Here is a 12,866-nt window from a genome sequence, read left to right on the forward strand (position 1 = left end):
CCTCGTATTTCAGGATTTCCATTATGACGCCGCCACATAAACCACATGTCGAAAATCAGGGCTCCAGCCGAATAGGCATGGGCTTCGTCGAATTTGTCATCACCATCGCTATCATGACCGCCAGCGTCGCCATGGCGATCGATAGCATGTTGCCTTCCCTGCCCGCGATCGGCCATTCGTTCGGCGTCACAAACGCCAACGACGCGCAGCTCGTGATCGGCGTCTTCTTCCTCGGCTTCGGCGTATCCCAGATCATCTTCGGCAGCCTTTCAGATACGTTCGGCCGCCGGAATATCCTGCTTGGAGGCCTGGCGGTTTATGTGCTCGCCATGTTCGCCGCAGCCGCCACCGGCAGCTTCGAGATGCTACTGGTCATGCGCTTCGTCCAAGGCCTTGGCGGCGCAGCCGTTCGCATCACTACCATGGCGATTGTTCGCGACTGCTTTGGCGGTCGCGAGATGGCGCGTGTCATGTCCTACGTCATGATCGTCTTCATGATCGTTCCGATCGTGGCACCGTCTGTCGGTCAGTTGATCATCACTTACGCCAACTGGCACTGGATCTTCATCCTGCTCGGCGTCGTCGGCGCCATCCTGTTTATCTGGGCACTGGTGCGCCTCAAGGAATCGCTTCCGAGAGAAGAACGGATCCCGCTGTCGGTCGGCTCGGTCGTCGACGGCTTCAAGACCGTTCTGACCAACAAGGTCACCTGCGGCTACATGATTGGGCTCACGATGTTCACGGGCGTCATCAGCGCCTATGTCATCTCGGTCCAGCAGGTCTTCGGCGAAGTCTACGGCCTCGGCGACTGGCTGCCGATCGCCTTTGCCGCGACGGCGGGCGGCATCGCGGTGGCAAATTTCGCCAACGGCTTCTTCGTGCGTAAATTCGGCATGCGCCGCATCTCGCACGTCGCGATGATCCTGTTCACGATCGTCTCGGCAATCGGCTACGTCAAGGCACTCGGCGGCCGCCCCGATTTCGCCTTCGCCTATGCGCTATTCACGATCCTACTGATGATGTTTGCGGTCATTGCCACGAACTTTACGGCGATCAGCCTGGAACCGATGGGCAATCTCGCCGGCACAGCGACCGCCATCACCGGCTTCGTGTCGACGACCTTCGGCGCGATCCTTGGCGGCACCGTTGGCCAGCTCTTCAACGGCACTGTCCAGCCGCTCTTCGGTGGTTTTGCCGTGTTCGGTGCGATCAGCATCGCGGCAACGCTCTGGGCGGAAGGCGGCAAGCTCTTCACGCATCCGGGCGACAGTCCGCAGCTCGACGCCGGTGCCGGGCACTTCTAGCCGTCTGACAAAACTGCACGTATGGCGTTCCATATCGCTCGCATCAGATCGTTGCGGGCGAAGCTCTTCAGACAGCTACCACCACACCAGAACAACCGATAGAGCCAGCGCCGACGCCATGGCGATATTGAAGAACCTCGCCGAGCGTTGCGTCCGGAGAATCTGGGCTACGAGTGCGCCCAAGACAAGCCACAGCAGCCCGGCTGGAAATGCCGCGGCAGCAAACAGCGTCCCCATCCATAGGGCACCGCTGGTTTGAGCGTACTCCGGCGACAGGAGGTAGGTGCTGCCGGCACTAAGGGCGACCAGCCACCCTTTTGGGTTCAACCACTGGAATAGAAAAGCCTGCCGAAATCCCACCGCCCGCGTCTGGCCGTTCGCTTCGAACGTGCCGGCATTGGCAATCTTCCAGGCCAGCCACAGCAGAAACAGAGATCCCGCCATCTTCATCGCTGTTACGACAACCGGCGCTGCGGCGACAATTTCTCCAACGCCGAAGGCGCTTAGAACGATCATCACGCCCATGCCCAGCGACGCACCGAGCGGACAGCCGATGCCTCTCAAGGCACCGACAGCCGCACCGGTGGACAGGATCATCGCGTTGCTGGGTCCCGGTGTAACCGCCGCGATAAACGCAAACAGCAGGAAAGCCAGCGCCTGAGCGGTATCCATCATTCCCTCCCGGGATTTCTAAAGACGGGAGAAGCTCTACAGCCGGCGTGCCTGATCGTATCGTACGTCTGTGCACACGCCGGAGTCGCGTTGGAACGCAAATCTGCGTCCCCTAAAGCGTCACGTCCTCGCCGGCGATCCGCGTGAGGCGCACCGACTTCGTGTCAGATCGTGAGGACTTCACGCCGCAGAATGTCCCAACTCTCCTTGTCAGGCGCGATCAGCAGACCACCGGTCGTGTGGTGCGGCAGATAAGGTGAGCCGTCAAAGCGGGTCGCGTGACCGCCGGCCTCGATACTCAGAAGCGTGCCTGCAAGATGATCCCAGGGCATGAGCTTGTTATACATGAGATAGTGCACATGACCGCCGGCAAAGGCGCGGTATTCGTGGGCCGCGCAGCGGTAGTTGGCGAGAAACCGGACCTTGGCCAGGTTGGCCAGGATCTCACTGCGCTGGGGCTTCGGAAGGAAGCCGGTCGATGCCATGCCGACCATCTCTTCCAGTGCGACAGGTGCTGCAACGGAGAGCCGTTCTGCCTCCCCATCAGGACGTCGAAGCCACGCGCCGCTGCCCTTCTCTCCGATCACCCAATCGTCGCCCATCGGGTCGTAGATGATACCGGCAACGGTTTCGCCCTTGGATACCACGGATGCCATGACGCCGAAGGCTGGAATGCCCGATGCGAAATTGAAGGTCCCGTCGACGGGGTCCACGACAATCGCAAGATCCGCTCCTTCGAGCTTGGCAAGCAGCGCTGGATCGGCAGCGACCGACTCCTCGCCGATGAACACGGCATCTGGCCAAAGCGCGGCGGCTTCCGCCTTGATCATCCGCTCCGCCTGCAGGTCGGCCTCCGTGACCAGATCGGTTGCCTCGCTCTTGGCGCGCACGTCATCGCTCCCAAGCCGACGAAAACGCGGCAATATCTCTGCCTTCGCCGCCCGCCTCAGGAGATCGGCAAGCGTCGCTACATCTATCGTGGAACTCATGGACTTTCCTTCGTTGGCGTGAGTGTCGATTATTCACTCTTCGGCGCGGTCTCTCCGGCCATCAGGCCAGCGAAATCGAAAAGCTTGGGATCAAGAAGATGCGATGGGTTCACATGCGCGAGCGCCCTGAGCATCGTGTCCTTGCGGCCTGGCATGCGCCGCTCGATATCTGCGAGCATGTCCTTCATCGCATTGCGCTGCAGCCCATCCTGAGAGCCGCAGAGATCGCAAGGAATAATTGGGAATTGCATGGCAGCCGCAAACTTCGCCATGTCGTCTTCGGCGCAGTAGGCGAGTGGCCGCAAAACCATCAGGTTGCCCTCGTCATTGAGCAGCTTGGCCGGCATCGACGCGAGCCGCCCACCGTGGAAGAAGTTCATGAAGAAGGTCTCTAGGATATCCTCGCGGTGGTGGCCGAGCACCAATGCATCGCAGCCCTCCTCCTTGGCAATCCGATAAAGGTTGCCGCGGCGCAGGCGCGAACAGAGCGAGCAGTAGGTCGCCCCCTCGGGCACCTTCTCCTTCACGATCGAATAGGTATCGCGATACTCGATTCGGTGCTTGACGCCGATCTTGGTCAGGTAGTCCGGCAGGATATGCTTGGGAAAGTTCGGCTGTCCCTGGTCGAGATTGCAGGCGACCAATTCCACCGGCAGAAGACCACGCCACTGCAGGTCGAGCAGAAGGGCGAGCAACCCGTAAGAGTCCTTGCCGCCAGAGAGACCGATCAGCCAACGCTTCTGGCCCTTCAGCATCGCAAAATCGTCGAATGCCTGCCTGACGTTGCGCAGCAGCCGCTTGCGCAGCTTGTTGAACGACACCGAGTTCGGAGCCTCTGCAAAGAGCGCGTGCGCGATCGCGCCGTCCGCGGTCGGCGTTTCCAGCTCATCGGCAATGTTGGCTGCGATGTTCATTCTCTCGTCCAATCAGAGTCTGCCTCCGCCTTAGCAGAAAGCGTCACGACAACCCAGCATCAATCACCGAAAACCGACCAGCCGGTGCGAGCCGCCAGCATTTCGAGTGCGACGGCGCCGAGTTGCGAGTTGCCGACCTTGTTGAGACCCGGCGACCAGACGGCGATGGAGGCGATGCCGGGCGCCACGGCAAAGATGCCGCCACCGACACCGCTCTTGCCGGGAAGGCCGACGTGGTAGGCAAAGTCGCCCGAGCCGTCATAATGGCCGCAGGTCAGCATCAGCGCATTGATACGCCGTGCCCGCTTCGGCGACACAACCGAGTGACCGGTCATCGGATTACTGCCGCGCGCCGCGAGAAACAGCCCGGCCTTCGCAAGCTGCTCGCAGGTCATCGACAAGGCGCATTGGTGGAAATAGACGCCGAGCACGTGATCGACGGGGTGATCGAGGTTGCGATAGGAGCGCATGAAATTGGCGAGCGCAAAGTTGCGGTAGCCCGTCTGCGTCTCGGACTTTGCAACGCGATCATCGATGGTGATCGACTCGTCATCCGCGAGATAACGCACGAAGCGCAGCAACTCGCCGATCGCCTCGCGCGGCGCGTGGCCGGCCATGACGACATCTGTCACCGCGATTGCGCCCGCATTGATGAAAGGATTGCGCGGAATGCCCTGCTCATGCTCGAGCTGGACGATCGAGTTGAACGAAGAGCCGGATGGTTCACGGCCGACGCGCTTCCATAAGCCCTCGCCGACCTTGCCGAGCGCAAGCGTCAGCATGAAAACCTTCGAGATGCTCTGGATGGAGAACGGCACGTCGGCATGGCCGACCTTGTAGACCTTGCCGTCTACGGTCACCACGCTCAAACCGAACTGGTTCGGGTCGACTTTGGCGAGTTCCGGAATATAGTCCGCAACCTTGCCCTCGCCGATACGGGGCGCCAGCTCCTTGTGGATGCTGTCGAGAACTGCCTGCAAGTCCGCCATCCTATCTCCCCAGATAACAAAAAAGCCGCCCCAAGAGGCGGCTTTTCCGTATGCGAAAACGCCTCGCGTCCTGCTGCGCCGCGCGTCGAAGACGCGTAAAGGACGCAGTAGTCCCTTAGAGAGACGCATAAGCCTTTCCGACAATCGAAATTCGATTGTCGGGGTTATGCGTTAACGCGAATAGAATTCGACCACCAGATGCGGCTCCATGACGACCGGATACGGTACGTCGCCGAGCGCCGGAACGCGTGCGAAGGTAGCAACCATCTTGTTATGGTCGACTTCGATGTAGTCCGGAACGTCACGTTCAGCCAGGCTAACCGATTCCAGAACGGAAACGAGCTGCTTCGACTTCTGACGAACTTCGATAACATCGCCAGCCTTGCAACGGTAGGAACCGATGTTGACGCGGACGCCGTTCACGGTCACGTGGCCGTGGTTCACGAACTGGCGGGCAGCGAAAACGGTCGGAACGAACTTGGCGCGATAAACGATCGCGTCCAGACGGGACTCCAGAAGACCGATCAGGTTTTCGGAGGTGTCACCCTTGCGGCGTGCGGCTTCAGCGAAGATTGCGCGGAACTGCTTTTCGCGCAGGTCACCGTAGTAGCCCTTCAGCTTCTGCTTGGCGCGCAGTTGCACACCGAAGTCAGAGAGCTTGCCCTTGCGGCGCTGACCATGCTGGCCCGGGCCGTATTCGCGGCGGTTCACCGGGGACTTCGGACGGCCCCAGATGTTTTCGCCCATCCGGCGGTCAATCTTGTACTTGGACGATTCGCGCTTGCTCATCGTATTTCCTTTCAGAAAGTTAGAACGGTTTGTTGCCAAACCGCGTGAAGGAAACACGCCCTCCTTTGATCTTCTTTCGAGGATCCGACAGGATCATCCCATTACGCGAACAGGACAAATCCACGGGACATGTCAAATGAAACACCGGACATCTCTGCCCGGTGCTGGCGCGGTCTTTAGGGCGAAGTCGCTGGAATGTCAATCACAATTCCACGTCCTTGCCCATCAATGCCCCTGGTGGGGTAGCCTTTGCAGCTTACTTGGCGCTCGCCGTCTCGGTCTTCAGGCCGAGCGCGTCACAGATTGTATAGAACAGATCCGTCTGGTCCGTCAGACCGGTAACATTTGCTGCACGCGGCCCGTAGGCCGCGATGCGCAGCTGCGAGCCCGTGTGGCCCTGGTCATTCTCGTCTTCGGAGTTACCGTAGCTCACGGCCATAACAGCCCCATCCTTCGTCATCAGCGCTTCGGTCAGGCCGGGAGCCTTGGTATCTGCCTCGATGATCTGACTTGCGTGGGCATGGTCAGCGGTGACGATAACGAGCGTGTCACCAGCTTCACGCGCAAATTTCAGCGCTTCCTGAACGGCTTCATCGAGATCAACCGTCTCACCGATCTGACCGCACGGGTTGGCAGCATGGTCCTGTTTGTCGATCGACGCGCCCTCGACCTGTAGGAAGAAGCCCTTCTCATTCGTCCGAAGCAGTTCGATCGCCTTCGCCGTCATCTGGGCCAGCGTCGGGGTTGCGGCCGTGCGCTTCTCGTTCGGCTTGCAGACGACCGGCTCCTTCTCGACATTGCCGTAGGCCTTCGGGCCTTCCCAGCGAACCGGCATGTTGCCGTCGGCAAACAGACCGAGCACTGGCGCGCTGTCGTTTGCCTGCTTGATGGCCTGAAGCTCATCGAGGTTCGAAACGATCTTGTAGCCGCGCTCCGCGGCCTGCTGGCGAAGCGTCTTGTCTTTCCACTCGCCGGCCTTGGCGGTCTCGCTAAAGCTCTTGGCGCCACCGCCGAGTGTCACATCAGCACGTGCATTCAGCAGCTGCTCGCTGATCGATCCCTTGCCGCCGTTTTCAAGCGCGTTCGTCGGGCACTTCTCGGTCGTGGATGCCGGGCCGTAGCACTTACGCTGGGTCACGTGTGCGATCTGGACGGCAGGCGTTGCGTCCTGCAATTCGGCGGTCGAGACGTTGCCCGTGCCGATGCCGGCAGCCTTTGCCTTCTCAAGCAGCGTTTCGTGGGCCTTCTCATGGATGTCGACGCCGATCGCGCCGTTATAGGACTTCACGCCGGTCGCCCAGGCGGTTCCCGAGGCAGCGGAGTCGGTCACGTAGGTCGGTTTGCCGGTCTTCTTGTCGAGCGAATAATGCGTGTACTGGCCGGTGACCGGCAGCGCATCGATACCCTTGAAATACTGGCCCGCACCAGCCGCATAGTTGCGCGCGATGGTGATTTCGGAGTCGCCCATGCCGTCGCCGATTAGGAGGATGACATTCTTCGGGCGAGTATCGATGAGCGCAGCGCGGTAAGCCTCGGTGATATCGCCGGAGAGGCGGCGTGCGCCACCAGGAGCGCTCAGATCGGCACTCGCCGCGCGCTCCAGAAGTTTGTTCGCCGCATCATCGGCATAGCCGGGCTGAATGGCAACGGTTGCAAGCAGGCCGCCGCCGACGAGGCGCAGCAGCTGGTGACGAACGTTGTTTCTCATGACCGAGATCTCCTTTTGATAATCCGCATCGACCGCACGGGTCGCGCGCCTTATCCACCACCTGAATGAAGCCCATGTGACAAAAGCAACTTCTTCGTGTGATATTAGAGATCGAGTATAGAGCAGCCCGATAGTTCCCGCGCCATCCTTGCTGCAATCCGACCGTTATTCCGCTGCAGAGCGGACATCACCCGCATCGGGCGCATTGGCATCGCCCGGGGCCGTCTGGCAGTTCATATCGGGGAACGCGACGATGCGCTTGCCCGAGAAATCCGTATGCACGACGACGGTGCCCTGCTCCTCGAAATAGCCAAGCAGGCGTCTCGCACGCCGGGCCGAATGAGTGCCATAGGCTCGCGCAATCCGTGCATCCGAGGGGCACGTCTCGCCACACACAGCGGCCTTTGCCAGCATCAGGAAAACGCCCTGTAGGTCGTCCGTGACGCCTGTCGACAGTGACAGCGCCGTCGCCCAAGCTTCTGTTTCCGCCGTTGCCGCATCCACGCCGGAGCGCGAAATCGCCACGCGACGTCGAAACTCGGGTAGCGACATCGGAGGACCGGGAACCCGGCGCATACGAAGTCGCACGAGGAACTCCTGATAAAGCACAGAATCCGTTCGAAATCCCGAGCCCGGATCGTCCAGTATCTCGTGCAACACTCCTGTCAGCCTCTCTTCGCGCTCCTCGGCCGATAGTTCGGGCTGAGGTGCACGCGCTTCCGAGACAGGAGCCGAGGCAACGGGAGCCGATCGCGACAGTTCGGCAAGAATATCCGTGGTCGGCCGTGGCGCCGGCGGCGCACGGCGGACGATCGGCCTCTGAAACTCCTCTGGATCCGGGGTAAAGATCAGATCCTCGACGTCGTCAGGTGCATCCGGCAGCGGCATGAGCTTCGGGCTCGACGAGCGAGCCGAGGTCTCGACATTGCCGATCTGGATCGGTAGTGGGCGGCGCGACAAGGCTGGCCCGAGCGCAACGAAATTGCCACGCTTCAGATCGCGGAACATTTCCGCCTGACGCCGATCCATCCCGAGGAGATCAGCCGCACGCGCCATGTCGATATCGAGGAAGGTGCGGCCCATCAGGAAGTTTGAGGCTTCCGCGGCCACGTTCTTCGCAAGCTTTGCGAGACGCTGCGTCGCGATCACGCCGGCAAGACCACGCTTGCGGCCGCGGCACATGAGGTTCGTCATGGCGCCAAGCGACATCTTGCGGGCATCTTCCGAAACATCGCCGCCGACTGACGGCGCAAACATCTGCGCCTCGTCGACCACGACGAGAACCGGATACCAGAATTCACGGTCGGCATCGAACATGCCGTTAAGGAAAGCTGCCGCCGCACGCATCTGCTGCTCGATATCAAGACCCTCGAGGGTCAGAACGCAGGAGACGCGATGCTGGCGGATACGATTGGCGATGCCGGCCAATTCGGCCTCCGTGCGCTCGCCATCGACGACGACGTGGCCGAACTTGTCCGACAGAGTGACGAAATCGCCTTCAGGATCGATGATGACCTGCTGCACCCACTGCGCGGATTGCTCCAGCAAACGGCGGAGAAGATGCGACTTGCCGGAGCCCGAATTGCCCTGCACCAGAAGACGGGTAGCCAGAAGCTCCTCGATATCGAGCGTGGCCGGATTGCCTCCCGACGCCGTTCCCATATCGATACCAATCTGCAATGTCACATTCCTCTTTCAATTCGACACGGCGTCCTAGCAGGTTTGGCCGTGTCTTTGGCAACACGGCCGCACAAACCCACAGGAGAAAACGTCAGAACCTGGCTTTCAGCATCCTGGTGAAGACCAGGCTGACCGCGAGTGGAACCAGCAGCACCGCCAACCCGACGCGCAACCCGGACATCTCCGCGATGAAGCCGATCAGAGGCGGGCCGATAAGAAAGCCGGTAAGCGCCATGAAGGACAGGATGGCGACATTGGCGGCTGCCGGTCGATCCCGCAGGCTTGCTGCGGCGGTCACCGCTAGCGGAAAGCCGACCGATACACCGATCCCGACCAAGGCAAAACCCGCCAGCGTCAAAAGGCTGTGCCAGGCAAAAACGACGATAAGCATGCCGACAAGAGCAGCGGCGCCGCAGCCACGAGCCAGCGCGATTGCCCCAAAACGCTGTTTCAGATGATCGCCGCTGAAGCGGCCCGCTGCGACCATCATTGCGAAAATCGTATATCCGACACCGGTCATCATGCCGTCGGTCTGGAAAACATCCTTGAGATAGACGGCGGACCAGTCGGCGATCGCTCCTTCAGTCATCGTAATTCCGAAGACGAAGGCGCAGATACCGAGCAGAGCGCTGCTTGGCAGCTTGAACGGCATATGCGGCGGAGCCTCACCAGCCTCACGATCGGGCGGCAGGCCGAGGCTTGCTACAATGGCAAACGGCAAAACGACGAAGGCAGCCGCCATGATCGCCCATTCGGCGGGCGCAGCAATTGCCACCATTCCCGAACCAAGCAGGCTGCCGGCCATGATGCCCAGGCTCCAGAAGCCATGGCAGCGATTCATGATGATCGAGCCGGTATCCTTTTCAGCGCGATCTGCTTCAACATTCAACCCCAGCTCCAGCGTCGACATAGCAACGCCAAGCAGCGCAAGCGCGATGAAGAGTTCCAGCGGCGTGCGCGAGAAGGCGGGAAGGCAGACAATCACCGAGAAGACGAAGAATCCCCCGATGACGGTGGTTTTGCCGCCAATGCGCGACACCACTCGTCCGGCGACCGGCAGCGTCGACAGAATACCGACCGGCATGCCGAGCAGCGCCAACGCAAGATCGGCCGGACCAAGCACAAGACGAGCCTGGATTTCGGGAATGCGCGGCAACCAGCTGCCGAACGCAATCGGCTGCAGAAAAAAGATAGCCATGACAAGTTTTTGGAAGGACATGCGAAGCCTGGCGGGACGAATCACATCCCACAGTCTGCGCAGTCGCTTGGCTTTGCGATAGCCCCTATTGTATCGAGATGAAGACGGGCTTGGCGCGAGCGCCTGATTCAAGCCTTGAGACCAAATCCCTGCATCAGCCGCCGCGTCGCAAAATCGGGATTGCCAGAAGTGAAGACCGCGAAGTCGAAATTATCAGGGTGCACGCCATCGACGACCTGCGGCACGAGGCTGCGGGCACGCCGCGCGATGGCCTCCGCCGGATCGAGCCAATCGACCGGCCAGGGTGCTAGACGACGGAAAACATTGGCCATGAAGGGATAATGCGTACAGGCTAAAACCACGATATCGGTCTTGGAACCATCCTTCTCCACGAAGCACTGGTCGATCTCGGAAAGCACGGCCTCATCGGATACAGCATCGCCGCGAATATAGGCCTCTGCTATTCGCGCCAGATTTTCCGAGCCGACCAGGCGCACATGGCACTGCTGCGCGAAGGATTGAATCAGGTCGCGCGTATAGGCGCGCTTCACCGTGCCAGGCGTCGCCAGAACCGAGACGAGCCCTGAGCGCGTCCGCTCAGCGGCCGGCTTGATCGCCGGTACCGTGCCGACGAAGGTCATCTGCGGAAACGCCGCACGCAGATCGGCGCCGACAAGCGTAAAGGCCGTATTGCATGCGATAATGCAGACCTCGGGATCATGCTCCGCAAGCAGCTTGGCGAAAAGGCCGATGATCCGTTCCTTCAGCGCCTGCTCTTCCCAGCCGCCATAGGGAAAGCCGGCGTCGTCTGCGATGTAGATGAAGCCACGCTCCGGCATCAGCACGCGCGCTTCGCGCAAGACGGTCAGCCCTCCGATGCCGGAATCGAAGACCAGAACCGGTTTCAGCTCATTCAGCGCTGCTGTCATCTTCCGATTGTTCCTTGACGTCGACGGGCGGCCGACTCCCGCGCGGATATTTCCGCGAGAATCGGTCGAGGGAGGAGATAACGCCGCGCAACACGCTGATTTCTTGCTCCGTGAAGGCGCGGCGGGAAAGGACTGCACGCAGGTTGTCCACCATTTTGGGCTTTTTCGCGGGTGGATGGAAATAATTGCGCGCTTCCAGCGCTTCTTCCAACTGGTCGTAGAGACCGAAGAGCTGTTCTTTCGTGGATTGCGTCTGCGACATTGCCTGGAAGGGAACGCTGCCGACGTCCGCCATCCCCGATTTCATCCATTCATAGGACATCAGAAGCACCGCCTGGGCAATGTTGAGCGAGGCGAAGGCGGGGTTGACCGGGAAGGTCACGATCTCATCGGCCAGCGCGACTTCTTCGTTGGTCAGCCCCCAGCGCTCGCGGCCAAACAGGATGCCGGTGCCCTCACCTGCGCGGAACTTCGCCCGCAGCGTTTCCGCTGCCACCACCGGCGATCGTACAGGCTTGAAGCCGTCCCGCTCGCGCGCCGTCGTCGCATAGACAAAGTTCAGGTCGGCGATCGCCTGTTCCAGCGTCTCGAAGACCTTCGTGCCTTCGATCACATGATCGGCCTTCGAGGCGGCAGCCTGTGCCTTTTCGTTCGGCCAACCATCACGCGGATTGACCAGCCTCAAGTCCACCAGGCCGAAGTTCGCCATGGCGCGCGCGACCATGCCGATATTCTCCCCCATCTGGGGTTCGACGAGAATGACAACCGGGCCTTCCGTGAGAAGTTGCCGCTCGCTGTTCGTGCCTGCCATGATGCTGGATCCTTTTGTTACGGCCGGAATAGCCAAGCCGCGCCGAAACGGCAAGGGTCAAGCATTCGGAGAGCCTGTCCAGCGTCGAGGCGACCATCTCTGCGCCGAGGCGCGGGCCGGCATGTGATAGCGGCCGCGTAACCACAGATTACAATGCAAAGCCTAGCGCGCAGCCCACCTCGGAACAGTACGGCCCACAGTCGTCCGAGCCATTATTGGCCTTTGGCGATCTGCACCATCGTGTTCTTGAGCGAATTCGGTGGCTGGCCTGGGTCGCCCTCGGTGACGATATCATCGATGACAGGCTTGCCGCCCTCATCGAGCACCTCGAACCGCACGGTGGTCACGGCCTGCTTGTCCGACCCGTCATCCATGCATGTCGCCTTCTTGAACGTGACGACCACTTCCGTCGCGCCGTCAGCGACGGACTTCGGCGTGTACGTCAAATCCTCGAGAGGGCAAGCATCTTCGCCATTGACGATGACGTCGTAGTCGAAGGGGGAAACACCATCCTCGTCGGCAGCAGGATTCTGGATGGCGGCCTGGTACTTAGTCACGAAATCCTTGCTGTATAACCGTGAAAGCTTGCTCGGATCGAAGATATCGATCCAATCGCTGTCTGCCCCCGACCAGTTCTTGATCGTCGCATCCATGACCTCTTTTACAGGCGCTGTAACGTCGGCGGCGAGCATCGGGCACGTCGAACCGAGCAGGATCGCAAGGACGAGGGAAATCTTCTTCATGACGAATATCCAGGCAATGGTTTTGCGCCGGAGACTAGCCATTTTCCTCCGCTTGGCAATGGCCGCAAAAACACGATCCCCTTCCTGCTTCCGGCTTTGCACTCCCGGCCCACAATGCTATAGCGCTCGGGATTTGACAT

The 12,866-nt window shown here is 60.5% G+C and carries 12 protein-coding genes; 1 reads left to right on the forward strand and 11 read right to left on the reverse strand.

Annotated elements, in window-relative coordinates:
• Positions 1-23 precede the first annotated feature (23 nt).
• A complete protein-coding gene (locus tag NBG89_RS07975) occupies positions 24-1,304 on the forward strand; it encodes a multidrug effflux MFS transporter (protein WP_431322362.1) in 1,281 nt (426 codons plus the stop codon).
• 75 nt (positions 1,305-1,379) lie between these two features.
• On the opposite strand, the gene NBG89_RS07980 is transcribed toward NBG89_RS07975, so the two are convergent.
• The 11 genes from NBG89_RS07980 to NBG89_RS08030 form a co-directional block, all read right to left on the reverse strand.
• Positions 1,380-1,979, reverse strand: a complete 600-nt coding sequence (locus NBG89_RS07980; protein WP_431322363.1) for a LysE family translocator — start codon at positions 1,977-1,979, stop codon at positions 1,380-1,382.
• 161 nt (positions 1,980-2,140) lie between these two features.
• Positions 2,141-2,965, reverse strand: a complete 825-nt coding sequence (locus NBG89_RS07985; protein WP_431322364.1) for an inositol monophosphatase family protein — start codon at positions 2,963-2,965, stop codon at positions 2,141-2,143.
• 29 nt (positions 2,966-2,994) lie between these two features.
• Positions 2,995-3,879, reverse strand: a complete 885-nt coding sequence (gene ttcA / locus NBG89_RS07990; RefSeq protein ID WP_431322365.1) for a tRNA 2-thiocytidine(32) synthetase TtcA — start codon at positions 3,877-3,879, stop codon at positions 2,995-2,997.
• A 59-nt stretch (positions 3,880-3,938) separates the two neighbouring features.
• Positions 3,939-4,868, reverse strand: a complete 930-nt coding sequence (locus NBG89_RS07995) for a glutaminase (protein ID WP_431322366.1) — start codon at positions 4,866-4,868, stop codon at positions 3,939-3,941.
• 171 nt (positions 4,869-5,039) lie between these two features.
• Complete coding sequence (gene rpsD, locus NBG89_RS08000; protein ID WP_088694258.1) at positions 5,040-5,657, reverse strand: 30S ribosomal protein S4; 618 nt, start codon at positions 5,655-5,657, stop codon at positions 5,040-5,042.
• Positions 5,658-5,913: 256 nt separating this feature from the next.
• A complete protein-coding gene (gene phoA / locus NBG89_RS08005; protein ID WP_431322367.1) occupies positions 5,914-7,365 on the reverse strand; it encodes an alkaline phosphatase in 1,452 nt (483 codons plus the stop codon).
• Positions 7,366-7,530: 165 nt separating this feature from the next.
• On the reverse strand, positions 7,531-9,045 hold the full coding sequence (locus NBG89_RS08010; RefSeq protein WP_431322368.1) for a helicase HerA domain-containing protein: 1,515 nt from the start codon (positions 9,043-9,045) through the stop codon (positions 7,531-7,533).
• Between the two features lie 91 nt (positions 9,046-9,136).
• Positions 9,137-10,264 carry an MFS transporter gene (locus tag NBG89_RS08015; RefSeq protein ID WP_431322369.1) on the reverse strand — a complete coding sequence of 376 codons (1,128 nt, stop codon included), beginning with the start codon at positions 10,262-10,264 and terminating at the stop codon, positions 9,137-9,139.
• Between the two features lie 107 nt (positions 10,265-10,371).
• Positions 10,372-11,172, reverse strand: a complete 801-nt coding sequence (murI, locus tag NBG89_RS08020; protein ID WP_431322370.1) for a glutamate racemase — start codon at positions 11,170-11,172, stop codon at positions 10,372-10,374.
• A complete protein-coding gene (locus tag NBG89_RS08025) occupies positions 11,153-11,983 on the reverse strand; it encodes an RNA methyltransferase (RefSeq protein ID WP_088694261.1) in 831 nt (276 codons plus the stop codon). Before NBG89_RS08025 ends, murI begins: the two co-directional genes overlap by 20 nt.
• 212 nt (positions 11,984-12,195) lie before the next feature.
• Entirely contained in the window at positions 12,196-12,726 is a 531-nt protein-coding gene (locus tag NBG89_RS08030; RefSeq protein WP_088694466.1) for a hypothetical protein, read from the reverse strand.
• Positions 12,727-12,866: the final 140 nt, after the last annotated feature.

The organism is Rhizobium sp. YTU87027, from assembly GCF_050644135.1.
GTDB lineage: Bacteria > Pseudomonadota > Alphaproteobacteria > Rhizobiales > Rhizobiaceae > Rhizobium.

Excerpts from the sequence above, each read along its gene's own strand:
- NBG89_RS07975 (WP_431322362.1), top strand. The coding sequence starts at position 24 with ATGACGCCGCCACATAAACCACATGTCGAAAATCAGGGCTCCAGCCGA.
- NBG89_RS07980 (WP_431322363.1), bottom strand. The coding sequence starts at position 1,979 with ATGATGGATACCGCTCAGGCGCTGGCTTTCCTGCTGTTTGCGTTTATC.
- NBG89_RS07995 (WP_431322366.1), bottom strand. The coding sequence starts at position 4,868 with ATGGCGGACTTGCAGGCAGTTCTCGACAGCATCCACAAGGAGCTGGCG.
- NBG89_RS07985 (WP_431322364.1), bottom strand. The coding sequence starts at position 2,965 with ATGAGTTCCACGATAGATGTAGCGACGCTTGCCGATCTCCTGAGGCGG.
- NBG89_RS08030 (WP_088694466.1), bottom strand. The coding sequence starts at position 12,726 with ATGAAGAAGATTTCCCTCGTCCTTGCGATCCTGCTCGGTTCGACGTGC.
- phoA (WP_431322367.1), bottom strand. The coding sequence starts at position 7,365 with ATGAGAAACAACGTTCGTCACCAGCTGCTGCGCCTCGTCGGCGGCGGC.
- ttcA (WP_431322365.1), bottom strand. The coding sequence starts at position 3,879 with ATGAACATCGCAGCCAACATTGCCGATGAGCTGGAAACGCCGACCGCG.
- rpsD (WP_088694258.1), bottom strand. The coding sequence starts at position 5,657 with ATGAGCAAGCGCGAATCGTCCAAGTACAAGATTGACCGCCGGATGGGC.
- NBG89_RS08025 (WP_088694261.1), bottom strand. The coding sequence starts at position 11,983 with ATGGCAGGCACGAACAGCGAGCGGCAACTTCTCACGGAAGGCCCGGTT.
- murI (WP_431322370.1), bottom strand. The coding sequence starts at position 11,172 with ATGACAGCAGCGCTGAATGAGCTGAAACCGGTTCTGGTCTTCGATTCC.
- NBG89_RS08015 (WP_431322369.1), bottom strand. The coding sequence starts at position 10,264 with ATGTCCTTCCAAAAACTTGTCATGGCTATCTTTTTTCTGCAGCCGATT.